Source organism: Lysinibacillus sp. BNK-21 (assembly GCF_048684915.1).
Lineage (GTDB): Bacteria > Bacillota > Bacilli > Bacillales_A > Planococcaceae > Lysinibacillus > Lysinibacillus capsici.
This window is the reverse complement of the sequence record NZ_JBLQTS010000001.1, coordinates 3,140,493-3,154,695: the sequence shown is the minus strand read 5'-3', so window position 1 is coordinate 3,154,695 and position 14,203 is coordinate 3,140,493. Positions and strand designations below refer to the sequence as shown.

Here is a 14,203-nt window from a genome sequence, read left to right as displayed (position 1 = left end):
ATGAACATAGAAGCTAAAATTAAACAATTGGGATTTGACTTAACAAATTATAAGCGGGATGGTAACAAAAAATTTGCAGCTATTATTACTGACATAGATACAATATATGTATCAGGGCATGCTGCAAAATATAAAAATGAATTACTTTTTCCTGGTATTGTTGGCAGAGAAGTAACAGTGTCTCAAGCCAAAGAAGCGATGGTCTGTGCTTTATTTAATTGTTTAGCTACAGTAAAAGATGAGATTAAATCATTAGATAACATTAAATCATTTCTTCATATTAAATGTTATGTAGCAATTGAAGACTCTTTATATAATGAATTACCTGAAATTTCGGATTATTTGACAGATAAATTGTATGAAATTTTCGAGGAAAAAGGTACTCATACTAGAACAACAGTTGGTGTCAATGTTTTACCAGGAAATACGTCAGTAGAAGTAGAAATGATATTAAAAATTTTGGAGGAGATTGAATGATTGAAGTAAAAAACCAATTAACGACGATTCAATTTGAAGAGGATGTGCCAGTAGGTATAAGACAATTATTTACTAGTGTTACGAATTTACAGCCAAACGAAAAAGTATTAATCATTACTGACGATAATAAATTAGAAATTGGTCAATTTGTCTATAAATTTGCTAAACGCTATTTTGATACTTCAATGATTATTATGGAGGCAAGAAGTGGGCATGGTGAGGAACCATCAGAACCAGTTCGAGGTGCATTGGAAAATTGTGATGTTGCATTTGGCGCAACCACTATGTCACTGTATCATTCAAAAGCAAGATTAGATACTAGTAAGAAGAATAGATTACGCTGGGTAGGATTACAAGATTATGCATTACACATGTTTGAAAAAGGTGGATTAACAGCAGATTTTAATGAAGTTGAAAGAGTCATTAATAGGGTATCAGAACATTATCAAGGAAAAACATTTAAATTAACCTCAACAGGAGGGACAAACCTAGTTTGTAGCATAGAAGGGAGAAAACCAGTTTTTGATTATGGAACATCCAAAACTCCAGGTTCTGCTTCATTTCCACCAAATGCTGAAGTAGCTTTAGGTCCTGTAGAAGATACTGCTAACGGGTTAATCGTAATTGACGGAAGTATTCCACATCCGAGGTTGAATTTAATTAAGGATCCAATTTATTGTGAAGTAAAAGATGGTTATATTATAGAAATTTCTGGTGGGAAGGAAGCAGAAATTTTAAAAGAAATGTTAGATTCTTATAATGATCCATCTGTTTATAATATTGCAGAACTAGGTTTAGGTTTAAATGACAAAAATTATCTATGTGGTCATATGGCTCCTGATGAAGGTTCTTTTGGTAATATTCATATAGGCATAGGAAAAAATTTGAATTTTGGTGGCGTAATTGACTCCCCTTTACATTTAGATATGGTTATGAAAGAAATAACAATTGAAATCGATGGTAAACTCATTATGGAAAAAGGTGAACTGAGAGTTTAATTTGTATTTGTTAATAAGGCACAATGTGAATCATTGTGCCTTTATTTTATAACTAGGAGGATATTTGATGGGTGGAATAAAGAAATTTCACATATTTGTAAGCGCTTTATTAGTAGTATGTGTGTTATTAGTAGCTTGTTCAAATGAAAAAGCAATAGAAAATTCAAAGGGACCAATAATTATCCGAGTAGCAACTGTCCAACCGGACAATCATTCAATCACAATCGCTTTAAATAAAATGAAAAAATATATTGAATCCAAAAGTAATAATAAATATGAAGTTCGAATTTTTGGAAATGGCGTCATGGGAGGAAATAGTGAAACTTTAGAATTATTACAGTTTGATACATTAGATTTGGTAGCAACAAGTGGCAGTAATTTGGAGTTATATTCTGATGCTTATAAAATTTTTGGAATTCCATACTTATTTAAAGATGAGAGAAGTTTTCGGAAAGTTATGCAAAATGAGGACTTCGTAAACAAAATTTATAATTCCACATTAAATGCAAATATAAAAGGGGTTCAATGGTTTGCGAATGGTGTAAACAATTTTTATTCCCCAAAGAAAATTGAAAATGCAGAAGACTTAAAAGGTTTAAAAGTTCGTGTCCAAGCAAGTGAAGCAAATGTGAATATGGTTAGAGGTTTTGATGCAGCAGCAGTTGTTCTAGCATATGGAGAAGTATATACGGCATTACAAAACAAAGTTATAGATGTAGGAACGAATCCAGAAACAGCTTTAGTACAAATGAAACATGGAGAAGTGGCAAAATATTATTCAAAAACAGAGCACCAAATTTTCACAGATATCCTTATTGCAAACACAAAATTTTTGGATCGTATTAAAGAGGACGAAGATCTTTTCAAGAATGCCTATAAATTAGTTAATGAAGTTCAAGTGAAAGAATGGGATAAACAAATCCAAAATTTACGTGCAGAAGCTATTGAAATGGGTGTTGAATTTATCGATGTAGATAAGACTTCATTTATAGAAGCTCAAAAACCGGTTAGAGACAAGCTTCTAGCCTCAAGTGAAGAACTCCAAAATTTATTTAAGTTGGTACAAAAGATTCAAGGTGAATAGGAGGTAATTTATGAAGATAAATAATGTAATTAACAAAATAATGTCTTATGTTTTAGGTGTATTATTTATTTTTATGACACTTTTAGCTACATATCAAGTTGTTGCAAGATATGTTTTCAATGCTCCAAGCACAATTTCAGAGGACCTACTTAGTTATTCGTTTGTTTGGCTTTCTTTAATAGGTGCTACTGTGCTATTTACAGATAAAGGGCATATGAATATTGATTTTCTTTATGACAAAATGAGTTCTAAAATACAAAACCTTTTTGACATTATTACTAATATACTAGTGTTAGTTACTAGTATATTAATATTCATTTATGGAGGGGTTAAGCTAATCGACGTTGGTAGTTTGCAAATATCACCTACTTTAAATATACCTTTAAGTTACGTATATTCTATTTTTCCCATTATGGGCGTAATTTTGTTAATCATATGTATTTGTAATATTTACGAGACTATCACAAAAAAATTAAAACAGGGGTGATAATGTGACAATTTCGATTATAACTTCCATAATAATTTTACTATCATTACTAATATTATTGTTAATTGGTACGCCAATTGCAGTAGCAATATTAATTTCATCTTTACTGGGGATAATTCAATCTATAGGATTCAATGGTGCATTACCAGCTTCAACTTTAAAAGTTTTTCAAGGAATAAATATTTTTACCTTATTAGCAATTCCATTCTTCATACTAGCAGGAAATATTATGAGCAAAGGTGGGATTGCTGAAAGGCTCATTAATTTTGCATCTGTATTAACTGGTAAGATACCTGGTTCGTTAGCTCATACAAATATTGTTGCAAATATGTTATTTGGTTCTGTATCTGGTTCTGGAACAGCAGCAGCTTCGGCAATGGGTTCAGTGCTTGGACCAGTACAAAAAGAAAAGGGTTATGATGAAGATTTTTCGGCAGCTGTAAATGTTTCTACTGCGCCAACTGGTTTATTGATTCCACCAAGTACAGCATTAATTACATATGCCTTGGCTAGTGGAGGTACTTCGGTTGCTGCGTTGTTTTTAGGGGGAGTAGTACCTGGCATATTATGGGGAATTAGCTGTATTATAGTTGCCTATTTTATTGCTAGAAAAAAAGGCTATGTTCAAATACAAAAACATTCGGGGAGTGAAATATTATCAGTATTTATTAAAGCTATACCTAGTTTAATGCTAATAATTATTATAATTGGTGGGATAATTTCAGGGATTTTTACTGCAACAGAAGCTTCGGTTATGGCTGTTATTTATAGTGTTATTTTGTCACTTTTCTTTTATAAGACGATTAATTTAAACGAATTATTTAACATTTTTATTGATAGTGCAAAGTTATCTGCTGTAATTATGTTTTTAGTAGGTACATCTGGCGTATTAGCATGGGTGATGTCATATACTCAAATTCCAGCACTGTTATCAAATATAATGTTAGGAATATCAGAGAACCCACTAATTATCTTAATTTGTATCAACATTTTGCTTTTAATTGTTGGTATGTTTATGGATCTGACACCAGCAATTTTAATTTTCACTCCAATTCTGTTGCCTATTTGTGTTTCTTTAGGTATGTCTCCTTTGCAATTTGGTATAATGATGACATTCAACTTATCAATCGGTACAATTACCCCTCCGGTAGGAAATATTTTATTTGTAGGATTGAAAATAAGTGGCAGAAAATTAGAGAAAGTATTGCCTTATATGGTGAAATTTTATGTTGCAATATTTGTTGTACTAATGCTTGTAACATTTATTCCAGCACTATCGGAATGGCTCCCTTCACTTGTAGGATATAAGTAAGGAATACTGGAAAGGAGTATTAAATTTGAATTTATCGAATGTCACAAGAAATACATTAGCAAAACAGGTCTCCAATGAAATTGTTAAATTAATCGAAAAAGGAGATGTTAAGCCAGGTGAAAAACTATTAACAGAACTTGAATTAATGGAGATACTCGGAGTAAGTAGACCTGTAATTAGAGAGGCATTAAGTTCTTTAGAAGCGTTAGAGATTATCAATAAAAGTCCACGAGGAGGAACATTTGTCAACAAGAGAGTTGGTAGCTCGCCTTTCAAAACAATGCTTTCTATAAATTCTTTAAACCATGAAGCTTTATTTGAAGCTAGAATGGTATTAGAATTGGGTTTTGTAACCGTTGCTGCAAATAAAATTTCTCAAGTTGATTTAGATAAATTAGCCCTCACAATTAAAAATATTGAAGAATCTATTGAAGATAGCTATGGTGAACAAGACAAGGAATTTCATAGAATTATTGCTTTAAGTGTAGATAATCCGATTTTAGAAGGGATGATAGAATCGTTATTAGCTGCACATGAAGAAATTGATAATTTGATTAAAACAAGAGACAGAGAGATTACAGTTAAGCATCACATAAAAATATTTGAAGCGTTGTGTGCTCGAGATCCTGTTCAAGCATATTTAGCTATGTGGGAACATTTAAATTTTGTTAAAAACAAAGTTCTAAAAACCAAGCAATAATATAGTCAATATACGATTGAAATAGCATAAAAGACTGTTTAGAATATATATTCTAAACAGCCTTTTATGCTTTAATATGAAAAAATACATGTCGTTTTTGCAAATTGTATATAGAAAATGCTGAATATATCTTTGTTAAAGTATCGAGAAGATAAGTATTGGATATGATGGTAAATTTAATATCCTCTTTGAAAAATGGGTAATATTGTTTTTGATTGACAACCTTATTCTCTTGGTAAATGGAGGAAAATATGTCTGTGCATGAAAAAATGAATTTTGAAACGAAGCAAGCCATTAAAAATGTTTTTATCCAACAAGTAGAGGAGGTAGGCTTTGAGCGTGTGACTGTAAAGAATTTAGCGTTTGTAGCTGAAATTAATCGTGGCACGTTTTACTTACATTATTCAGATAAATATGATGTGATGGAGGATTTGCAGCAAGAGCTATTAATGGAGTTAGAGCGCTATGTCAAACATGTTCAGCCGTTGGATGCTTTTCAAACGTTAAAAATGGGGCAACTCTATCAGCCATTTATCAAGGTGATAACGTGTATAAAAGAGCATGCACCAGCTTTTCGTATGTTATTAGGAGAGCAGGGGAGCCCTAGCTTTACACAAAAGGTGAAAATGATCTTTGGGAGTCATATTTTGGACAGATTATCGCTTATACGCAAGGAAGCACAAGATCCAGAGTTTCAACAATACTTACAAGCCTTTATTGCATCTGCCATTTTAGGGGTCATTCAGGAGTGGTTGGACAAGGGGAACGAGAACTTAACGGTAGAAGAAATGGTCGCTCTACATTTTCGATTAATACGTTTTTTAGGAAATATAGTAGGTACTATTTAATGAAAACCGCTACAGCACTGGATCTGTAGCGGCTAGAAATTTAGAGATGTAAATCTCGTTTTACAAAAAAACGAATTGCTAGACTATAGCAAAGCAAGCCAATGAGGAAAAGTGTACCTAGCATCCACCAGCAAGAGCTATTTTGTTGGATTAATTGAACGGAATCGAACAATGAATAGATTGTAATGTATTGTAATTTGTCTAGTGAACCACCCATATTGCTCAGTGCCTCAATCAGATAAAAGGCAATGGGAATGCCAGCACTATAGGCATAGGATGTTCTTAAATCTTTCGTGCTGCAAGACATAAGAAAACAGAATCCACTAATGGCAAAGTGCAATAAAAATAGCCCGAAATTTAACAGCAGTAGGGCCGTTATGTCCAGCTCATTAGGGAATAATATTTCTGCAAAGACAATCATGACCAACGTAGTAACAGCAAGGAGTGTAAAAAGGCTGATGATCAAAAATAGTGCTTGTGTAAAGACAATTTTAAAACGTGTATTCGGTGTAGCGATTAAGTATGCCATCGAACCATTATCAATATAGCCCATGATGAGCTTATTGGCTAACATGATAGAAAATACCAAAGGAAGAATCATTAATAAAAATCCATATAAATAGGTGGAGAGAAATTCTATCAAGGTATCGCCAATGCTGGTCATACCAAAGGCTGCCATCATCTCAGGCATTGTTTCTGTTAATTTTTTTAGTGTATCCGTCATTTCTGGGTTATACATATAAATTACACTGACAATATATAGCATTAGTACTCCGATAATTATGGTGAATAGTTTAAGAGAGGCAAATAACTCATGCTTGAATAAGGTAAAATTCATGATTAAGCACCTCCACTTTCGTAATAATGCATAAAAATATCTTCTAGTGACTGGGAAATAACGTCTAAGTCTATAATTTTATAGTTAGATAGCGTATGGAGAAATGCTTGAAGGTCTCCCATTATAGTAATCATAACTTTTGTAGAAGAGATACGTTCAAGTACATATTCCTCATCAAGGAAGCGAGTGAGCTCTTGCTCATCTTGAAACTCAAGCATGTATTTTTTAGACTTACGTTTCTTTAAATCTGTAATGGTTTCAGTCGCCACGATTTTACCTGCATTAATAATCGCTACACGATCACAAGTTTTCTCTACTTCTTCAATCATATGAGAGGACATGAAAATGGTCGTTCCTTTGTCCTTTTCAGCTAAAATGAATTCAATAAATTTGGTTTGCATGAGCGGGTCTAAACCACTAGTAGGTTCATCTAGAATGACAATTTCGGGATGATGCATGAAGGCACAAACTAAACCAACCTTCTGCTTCATACCTTTCGACATTTTTTTTATGAGCCCAGAAGCATCTAATTCAAAGAAATGCATTAATTCCTCGGCATGGGTGTAATCATTCATCCCTCTTAACTTAGCAATAAAGTGAATAAATTGCTTACCCGTCATTTTATCAATAAACGCAATTTCTCCAGGTAAATAGCCAACAACTTGTTGGATGGTTGCAGATGCCTCCCGACAATTTAAACCGTTAATGAAACAAGAGCCCTCAGTTGGCTGTAAAAAACCCATTAAATGGCGTATGGTTGTGGATTTTCCTGCCCCATTTGGTCCTAAAAAACCGAACACTTCACCCTTTGGAATTTGTAGATGAACATTTTGTATACTATAAAAATCGCCAAACTTTTTAGTTAAATGGTTTACTTCAATCATGGACACGTCACTCACCCCATTTTATTGATACAATAATGTTTTCAAAAATAGAAAATATTCACTAGCCTCTTCCATGCATTGCTCGATTAATTCATTAAAGAGCTCTTGATTATCTACATGCGCTTTTAATCTTTCCTCATAACGATGACTGATACCATCTGTTACCCATTGAATAGTATCAATTGCCTTTTTGATATCCAAATTTTCTCGGAATAAACTAGTATCAATTCCTTCGAATGCAGTTACATAAGCATTTTTTTGAAAAGCGGCATTGTAATGATTTAGTTCATCTCGTACCTCAGAGCTTGTTTCAGCATAGGCCTTTTTCAAAAAATCAAACAGCGCATGATATTGCTTCATGAGATCAATTTTAATTTTCATGATCTGTTCATAACGCTTAAAAATATCAGACTCTGCTAAATCAATTTGGCGATTAAGTGCCTCGGAGAATTTAGTAGTTGTATAGTCATATAAGAAAAGATATAAATTTTTTTTACTACCAAAATAGTGATATAAAATGCCTTTTGATATATTGGCATTGCTCACAATTTTGTTTGTTGAAGCGGTAGCATAGTTATTGAGCGAAAATTCCCTTAAGGCAGCATTAATAATTGCTTGGCGCTTTTCTTCGGTTAAATTCATAAAAGCTTGATACAATTTTTTACTCCTTTCCGTCATATTTTATGCCATTATATAGAAATTGACTACTGTGGTCAATGTGATTTGGGAAAATAAAAAAGAACATGATTGTGACCATTTCCAATAGTCTCACTCATGCTCTCCATTGCTTCAGTTTACTTATCATAATAATTGTTCAACGCAATTTCTAAACGTTCTTCTAAATGCTTTGAAATATAGCTTAGAACGAATTGCTCTTTGTCCATTTCAATTTGTGCGGACTTGAAAAATTTGGTGAAAAAACCGACTTTATGATTTTGGGAATATTGCTGTAATGCTTCTGTACGTAATGTAGAAACGATTTCATTTTCTATATGACGCTCTCTAATCTTTTGGACAATGTCCTTCACGCTATTTTCTTGCAGCTCGGTAATTTGATTTTGTAGATGCTCATTTTCCTGCTTTAGCTCCAACGTTTCTTTTTGAATTTCTTCCACTTGAAGGACAGAATCGGTCGAAAGACGTTGAATGTTTTTGTCAAGAAAGTCCTGATTAATGTTAACTTGTAATGTCCCTTGCTCTTCATTCGGCAAAATCTGAAAAAGACCTGTTTGAATCATTTGCTGTAGGACGTTTCCAAGCAAATCGATTTTATGTGATAAATCCTCAGAATCCATGGTCGTTGCGGTAATTTGGTGTTTCAGCAACTGACCGTTATCATCAATACCTAGCAATAATTTAATCCCCCTTACACGATACTCATCCTTCAATAATAAAATCATGCGCAATCTCAATATAGCAGGTAGGTTTAAACGAATATTGCTATTTGTATTGGGCGAAGCATTGTCAAAAATATACTGTTCAAACGGTTTTAAATAGTAGCGAAGCATGGCGTCTGTAATATCAAACCAGCCCGCGACTTCTGCAATTGTATAGTGTTTCGATTCATCGATCTCTGCTAAATACCCATCATTATAGAGGTTTTCCTCTAAAGGTGTATGTTGCAGTGCCACAAACAATGGGTCATCTTGCACAATTTCAAGTACCATTTCTTTTGCATCATTTACTTTAAGCATCCTTACACACCCCACTTTATTTTTCCCATGACTAAATGTTCCCTATATAGGTTTCTATTCGATTGGCAGCAATTGTATGCCTATTTTATGTAGGAAATAGTCATTAGAACGAAGTACCTTTTAATCTTTTATGAATCTTAAGGGAAATTGTACTGATGTTCAGGAGGAAGTTAATACAGAAGAATTACCATCCTATACATTTTATTTATTATAGATAAAAGAATATAATTAGTGTAAAATTACACTTAAATATTCATATTATATTTTTGTGGAGGTGTAGCTGAATTGAAAAGATTTATTCAAAGTATGTTGTCGCTATTTCCATTCCCGTTTTTATTTCATTTTTACGAGTATAATAGCCACCTCTCAAACCAAGAGGCTAGCTTCTTATTTCCGTTATTTCTTTTTTTCATTATTGGAGTTGGCACAGTATCTAGAAATGATCATCTACCTTTGTTCATTGTCCTAAATTTTTTGATGACTGCTTTGTCTTTAATGTTAGGCCATTTTTTTATAGATGATGATGGAAGTTGGTTTAAGCCTTTTGGAAGAGATGTAGCCATTATCTTTGTTTCATTTTTTTATGTTTTAGGGCAATTAATTATAAGAGGGATTAGAAAAGGAATCATGAGACATAGAGTAAAAGATTAAAATTACAATAAGTCGTATAAGAAAGAACCATGCCTTTATAAGAAAAGAGGGGAATATGATCATTACTATTGATACAGCTAAAAATGAAGATTATATTGCGATCAATCATCTTGGGGAAACGGTTACTTGAACGTTATAAAGAATGGGGAGGAGGCTACATCTATAGAATTAATGTGTGTGAGTTCAATACCAATGAAATTGAATTTTAATAGCATTTAGGGATGAAGAGTGTAAAAAGAAAAATGAAGATGAATATAGAAATCAAGCAATTAAGTCACTCATGAATGAAAATGAGCGACTTTTTTGTTTCACCGTATGAGATCGTGTTGATCTACTAACTAAATAATGTCAATTATTAAGAAAAAGTTAAGAATTCTCCTTGCAAATCTTTAAGAAAGTCTCTTTATAGTTAAAACCATCAATAAAGAAAGCAAAGCGAGGAGACAACTAAATGCAGCTCATCACCTTCCTTACTGAATTTATAAAGCATCCAAAAACAATAGGCGCTATATCACCTAGTTCTAAGAAATTAGCGCATAAAATGGTGCAACCTATTTGCTTTGAGACCGCTCAATGCATTATAGAGCTTGGCCCTGGGATGGGGGCCTTTACAAAGGAGCTTGTGAAAAGAAAAAAGCCAGCTACATTGCTTGTTCTCATTGAACATAATGCGATTTTTTGTGAGAAACTGCGTAGGCAATTTGCTCATGTAGCCAATGTTGTAGTGATCCATGGTTCAGCAGAAAATTTGAAGCAATATTTGACAGATTTGAATATCGAAAAAATAGATTATGTTATTTCTGGACTGCCATTTACATCGTTAAAGGCGGAAGTATCGTGTTGTATTTTAAGAAATGTGAGGGATTGTTTGTACAATGGAAAATTCATTACTTTCCAATATTCACTTGTGAAAAAATCATTTTTCCAAACCTATTTTCAGAATATTTCACATGAGAAAGTATGGATTAATATGCCACCAGCCTATGTATTGAGCTGTAGGCTAGGAAATACGAGGGTCAGCTAATGGAGCTAAAGGATCTTTTATTATTTATTGAACAATATGGCTATTTTGCTTTGTTTTTTAGTTTATGGCTAGGGATCATAGGCATGCCGCTACCAGATGAAATGATTGTCATGAGTGGTGGTTTTCTATCGTTGCTAGGAAAATTGGTCATATGGAAATCTTTCTTACTTACTTATTTAGGCGTTGTTTCAGGGCTTTCTCTAGGATTTATACTTGGAAAACTATTTGGTCATCGTGTACTCGATAAACTTGTGAAAAAGAAAAAGGCAAAGTACTTAACCAAATCACAAGAATTGTTAGATCAATATGGACACTTTGCATTAGTCCTGAGTTACTTTATTCCAATTGTTCGACATATCCTCCCTTACTTGGTGGGAATGAATAATATGCCTTTTAAAACATATGCCTTATTTTCCTATACAACAGGCTTTGTCTGGACATTGATTTATTTTACACTAGGTTTATTATTTGGCAGTCAAATTGAATATATTTCTTTGATTGCTACGAAATATGGTATGTACTTTGGGTTATTCATCGTGACTGTTAGCTGTATTTATTATTTTTATATACGGAAAATAAAAAAATAGCTAAAATGGAGGAGCATTATGAATGGAAAATATTTGATTAATGGTGGGATTAGATGAGTAATGAAACAATTTTAATTGTAGATGATGAAAAAGAGATAAGAAATCTGATAGGCATTTATTTGAAAAATGAGGGGTTTCATGTGTTAGAGGCATGTGATGGAGAAGAGGGCTTACAGTTAGTAAAGAAGCATAAAGTACATTTAATTGTATTGGATTTAATGATGCCTAAAGTAAATGGCATTGAAATGTGTATGAAGGTAAGAGAAATAGCAGAAATGCCTATTATTATGCTAACTGCCAAATCTCAAGATATGGATAAGATTAGTGGTTTAACGATAGGTGCTGATGATTATGTGACTAAGCCCTTTAATCCGTTAGAGCTAATTGCCCGCATTAAATCACAGCTCCGTCGCTATCTGAAAATGAGTGGCTTACATAGCAGCAATAGAGAGGAGCTGGAAGTTGGCGATTTACGTATCAATACAGCGACACATGAAGTTTTTGTTAACAATGAAAGAGTAAAGCTGACACCTAGGGAGTTTGCTATTTTGGAATTGCTTGTTAGTAACCCTGGCATTGTCATGAGTGCAGAGCAAATCTATGAAAAAGTTTGGAAAGAGGAAGCATTTCAATCGGAAAATACTGTAATGGTACATATTCGAAAAATTAGAGAGCGAATTGAGGCAAATCCAAGGAATCCACAATATATTAAAACCGTATGGGGAGTAGGGTATAAAGTTGAAAAAGTTCTTTAGGCTTTTAAAGTTCCCAAGGTTTCTGAAGCAAATTGGTGCGAAAATAAAAAATAATATTCAACGTAGCATTCGTATTCAACTATTTACAACGTTTTTATTATGTGCACTTGGCAGTTTTTTAGTGGCACGTGCAGTAGTGCCATTTTTTGAGAATAACAATGAGACAGTGATTGTGGATTATAGTGGTAGTATGAAGATGATGTATTATCATGCACAGGATACAGCAGCATTGGCAACCCAAGAAAATAGTGTTGAAGCACTAAGAGAATTGATCGATCAAGAAAATGGAAAAATAGAAAATGAGGACAATGCATTCAAAATTGTCGTCACAGATGAGGCAGGTAAGATCTTATATAAAACAAAGCAGGTAAAAGAGCAACAAATCGATTTGCATGAAGAAATAAGGCATGTCATGGGCTTTACAATGAATCAACCTTTTGAAAATGCCTATCATATGATCGAAACTTCTCGTGAAGAGTTTACTACATTAGTGCCACTAACTTTACAAGATAAAAATTATTACTTCTTTGTTAGTGGGCTTCCACAAGGAGAAGCCATCACAAGTACGAATGAAGGTCCCATACCTTTTTTCATTGGTGTTATGTTGTTTATCGTATCATTTTTCTTGATAACAAAACGCAAAATGAATCAAATTGAGGCATTAGCAGAGGGGGTTATGGAAATCGCAAAAGGAAATTTAGCCTTTCGTATTGAGAAAAAAGGCCAAGATGAAATTGCTTCACTAACGGATAATGTTAATCAAATGGCAGAAGAAATTATGACAAGTATCGAGATGGAGAGGAAAATTGAGCAACAAAAAAACGAGCTTATTACAAATGTTTCACATGACCTTAGAACACCTCTTACCTCAATCATGGGTTATTTGCGTTTATTAAGAGAAGAGAAGTATGAGACAAAAGAGCAATATGACGAATATTTGAAAATAGCCTTTTCTAAATCCGAACAATTAAAAAATTTAATAGACGATTTATTTGAATATACTAAGCTCACGAATGATAAAAATACTTTAATGCGACAACAAGTTTGTGTAAATGAGCTGCTCGAACAACTAATGGAGGAATTAGTACCGTTAGCAGAGGAGAAACAACGTATTTTTATAAAACATTTTCCAGAGAATCGAATTTTTGCTGCGCTGGATTCGGAAAAGATTGTACGAGTATTTGATAATCTTCTCATCAATGCGATCAATTATAGTACTGCTGAAGGAAAAATTATGGTTTCCCTTGAAGGACAAGCAAACCATGTGCGTATTTGTGTAGCGAATCAAAGTGATGCCTTTACATCGGTGGAGCTTGCTAGTTTATTTGAGAGATTTTATAAAAAAGATCAATCGAGAACAAATGTAACCGAGGGCTCAGGGCTTGGACTAGCGATTGCGAAAAGCATAGTGGAGCTTCACGGAGGAACGATTCACGCAAAATACAAAAACGAGACACTGTACTTTATTATCACATTGCCGTTAGCAGCTTCATAACTGACTACAATGGAAGAATAGTAATGGCATGTTGTGTTTGTGTATGATGTGACAGCATGTCTTGCAGGGTTGCTAGGGTAGCTGTGTTTCTGATTAATAATTGGATTTCAGTATGCTTGTATTGTCGTTGAAAGTCCATAATATAATCTGCAATGATATGTAAATTATATTGATTTTTAATCTCTACCTCAACGAAAAATGGCAGTGTTAAATCTGGCAGCTTAATACTGCCACCACGTCGAATCCAAATTGCTTCCTGCACATAGTAGCGGATCGGTAATTGGCGGTTACTAGCTATAAAAATATCCATAGAAAACTCCCTTCAGTGTCTAAGTACAGCCTAATGGAAATGCATTCAGTCGTCAAAAG

17 protein-coding genes are annotated in these 14,203 nt (G+C 33.5%); 12 read left to right on the top strand and 5 right to left on the bottom strand.

Annotation, left to right across the window (positions count from 1 at the left end; all coding sequences use genetic code 11):
* From ACMGGO_RS16210 to ACMGGO_RS16180, 7 genes are all read left to right on the top strand, one after another.
* Positions 1-477 (top strand): RidA family protein, encoded by a 477-nt coding sequence (locus ACMGGO_RS16210; RefSeq protein WP_328016431.1) that lies wholly within the window; start codon positions 1-3, stop codon positions 475-477.
* Positions 474-1,475 (top strand): aminopeptidase, encoded by a 1,002-nt coding sequence (locus ACMGGO_RS16205; protein WP_112117605.1) that lies wholly within the window; start codon positions 474-476, stop codon positions 1,473-1,475. Before ACMGGO_RS16210 ends, ACMGGO_RS16205 begins: the two co-directional genes overlap by 4 nt.
* A gap of 67 nt (positions 1,476-1,542) precedes the next feature.
* Complete coding sequence (dctP, locus tag ACMGGO_RS16200) at positions 1,543-2,559, top strand: TRAP transporter substrate-binding protein DctP (RefSeq protein ID WP_112117606.1); 1,017 nt, start codon at positions 1,543-1,545, stop codon at positions 2,557-2,559.
* Between the two features lie 10 nt (positions 2,560-2,569).
* On the top strand, positions 2,570-3,046 hold the full coding sequence (locus tag ACMGGO_RS16195; protein ID WP_112117607.1) for a TRAP transporter small permease: 477 nt from the start codon (positions 2,570-2,572) through the stop codon (positions 3,044-3,046).
* A 4-nt stretch (positions 3,047-3,050) separates the two neighbouring features.
* Entirely contained in the window at positions 3,051-4,358 is a 1,308-nt protein-coding gene (locus ACMGGO_RS16190; RefSeq protein WP_420282053.1) for a TRAP transporter large permease, read from the top strand.
* 25 nt (positions 4,359-4,383) lie between these two features.
* Positions 4,384-5,058: a FadR/GntR family transcriptional regulator gene (locus ACMGGO_RS16185; protein WP_233436316.1), complete on the top strand. Its 675-nt coding sequence runs from the start codon at positions 4,384-4,386 to the stop codon at positions 5,056-5,058.
* A 251-nt stretch (positions 5,059-5,309) separates the two neighbouring features.
* On the top strand, positions 5,310-5,906 hold the full coding sequence (locus ACMGGO_RS16180) for a TetR/AcrR family transcriptional regulator C-terminal domain-containing protein (RefSeq protein ID WP_420282052.1): 597 nt from the start codon (positions 5,310-5,312) through the stop codon (positions 5,904-5,906).
* 40 nt (positions 5,907-5,946) lie between these two features.
* Here ACMGGO_RS16180 and ACMGGO_RS16175 read toward each other — a convergent pair whose 3' ends face one another.
* The 4 genes from ACMGGO_RS16175 to ACMGGO_RS16160 form a co-directional block, all read right to left on the bottom strand.
* Positions 5,947-6,744: an ABC transporter permease subunit gene (locus ACMGGO_RS16175; RefSeq protein WP_175400711.1), complete on the bottom strand. Its 798-nt coding sequence runs from the start codon at positions 6,742-6,744 to the stop codon at positions 5,947-5,949.
* A gap of 2 nt (positions 6,745-6,746) precedes the next feature.
* On the bottom strand, positions 6,747-7,628 hold the full coding sequence (locus ACMGGO_RS16170) for an ABC transporter ATP-binding protein (RefSeq protein WP_233436359.1): 882 nt from the start codon (positions 7,626-7,628) through the stop codon (positions 6,747-6,749).
* A gap of 21 nt (positions 7,629-7,649) precedes the next feature.
* On the bottom strand, positions 7,650-8,285 hold the full coding sequence (locus tag ACMGGO_RS16165; RefSeq protein ID WP_374805601.1) for a TetR/AcrR family transcriptional regulator: 636 nt from the start codon (positions 8,283-8,285) through the stop codon (positions 7,650-7,652).
* A gap of 137 nt (positions 8,286-8,422) precedes the next feature.
* On the bottom strand, positions 8,423-9,322 hold the full coding sequence (locus tag ACMGGO_RS16160) for a hypothetical protein (protein WP_048391199.1): 900 nt from the start codon (positions 9,320-9,322) through the stop codon (positions 8,423-8,425).
* Between the two features lie 285 nt (positions 9,323-9,607).
* Here ACMGGO_RS16160 and ACMGGO_RS16155 point away from each other — a divergent pair, with 285 nt between their 5' ends.
* The 5 genes from ACMGGO_RS16155 (at position 9,608) to ACMGGO_RS16135 (ending at position 13,834) form a co-directional block, all read left to right on the top strand.
* Positions 9,608-9,973 carry a hypothetical protein gene (locus ACMGGO_RS16155; protein ID WP_420282051.1) on the top strand — a complete coding sequence of 122 codons (366 nt, stop codon included), beginning with the start codon at positions 9,608-9,610 and terminating at the stop codon, positions 9,971-9,973.
* A gap of 451 nt (positions 9,974-10,424) precedes the next feature.
* Complete coding sequence (locus tag ACMGGO_RS16150; protein ID WP_054550638.1) at positions 10,425-10,997, top strand: class I SAM-dependent methyltransferase; 573 nt, start codon at positions 10,425-10,427, stop codon at positions 10,995-10,997.
* Positions 10,997-11,584, top strand: coding sequence for a DedA family protein (locus tag ACMGGO_RS16145; protein ID WP_420282050.1), 588 nt, complete (start codon positions 10,997-10,999; stop codon positions 11,582-11,584). Before ACMGGO_RS16150 ends, ACMGGO_RS16145 begins: the two co-directional genes overlap by 1 nt.
* A 53-nt stretch (positions 11,585-11,637) precedes the next feature.
* Positions 11,638-12,339, top strand: a complete 702-nt coding sequence (locus ACMGGO_RS16140; protein WP_048391196.1) for a response regulator transcription factor — start codon at positions 11,638-11,640, stop codon at positions 12,337-12,339.
* Positions 12,323-13,834, top strand: coding sequence for a sensor histidine kinase (locus ACMGGO_RS16135; protein ID WP_054550640.1), 1,512 nt, complete (start codon positions 12,323-12,325; stop codon positions 13,832-13,834). Before ACMGGO_RS16140 ends, ACMGGO_RS16135 begins: the two co-directional genes overlap by 17 nt.
* A 4-nt stretch (positions 13,835-13,838) precedes the next feature.
* Here ACMGGO_RS16135 and ACMGGO_RS16130 read toward each other — a convergent pair whose 3' ends face one another.
* Positions 13,839-14,144 (bottom strand): hypothetical protein, encoded by a 306-nt coding sequence (locus ACMGGO_RS16130; protein WP_048391191.1) that lies wholly within the window; start codon positions 14,142-14,144, stop codon positions 13,839-13,841.
* Between the last annotated feature and the right edge of the window lie 59 nt (positions 14,145-14,203).

What these genes read in the sequence shown, in the direction of transcription:
- ACMGGO_RS16210 (WP_328016431.1), top strand. Translation starts at nt 1, where the DNA reads ATGAACATAGAAGCTAAAATTAAACAATTGGGATTTGACTTAACAAAT.
- ACMGGO_RS16205 (WP_112117605.1), top strand. Translation starts at nt 474, where the DNA reads ATGATTGAAGTAAAAAACCAATTAACGACGATTCAATTTGAAGAGGAT.
- dctP (WP_112117606.1), top strand. Translation starts at nt 1,543, where the DNA reads ATGGGTGGAATAAAGAAATTTCACATATTTGTAAGCGCTTTATTAGTA.
- ACMGGO_RS16195 (WP_112117607.1), top strand. Translation starts at nt 2,570, where the DNA reads ATGAAGATAAATAATGTAATTAACAAAATAATGTCTTATGTTTTAGGT.
- ACMGGO_RS16180 (WP_420282052.1), top strand. Translation starts at nt 5,310, where the DNA reads ATGTCTGTGCATGAAAAAATGAATTTTGAAACGAAGCAAGCCATTAAA.
- ACMGGO_RS16175 (WP_175400711.1), bottom strand. Translation starts at nt 6,744, where the DNA reads ATGAATTTTACCTTATTCAAGCATGAGTTATTTGCCTCTCTTAAACTA.
- ACMGGO_RS16170 (WP_233436359.1), bottom strand. Translation starts at nt 7,628, where the DNA reads ATGATTGAAGTAAACCATTTAACTAAAAAGTTTGGCGATTTTTATAGT.
- ACMGGO_RS16160 (WP_048391199.1), bottom strand. Translation starts at nt 9,322, where the DNA reads ATGCTTAAAGTAAATGATGCAAAAGAAATGGTACTTGAAATTGTGCAA.
- ACMGGO_RS16150 (WP_054550638.1), top strand. Translation starts at nt 10,425, where the DNA reads ATGCAGCTCATCACCTTCCTTACTGAATTTATAAAGCATCCAAAAACA.
- ACMGGO_RS16145 (WP_420282050.1), top strand. Translation starts at nt 10,997, where the DNA reads ATGGAGCTAAAGGATCTTTTATTATTTATTGAACAATATGGCTATTTT.
- ACMGGO_RS16140 (WP_048391196.1), top strand. Translation starts at nt 11,638, where the DNA reads ATGAGTAATGAAACAATTTTAATTGTAGATGATGAAAAAGAGATAAGA.
- ACMGGO_RS16130 (WP_048391191.1), bottom strand. Translation starts at nt 14,144, where the DNA reads ATGGATATTTTTATAGCTAGTAACCGCCAATTACCGATCCGCTACTAT.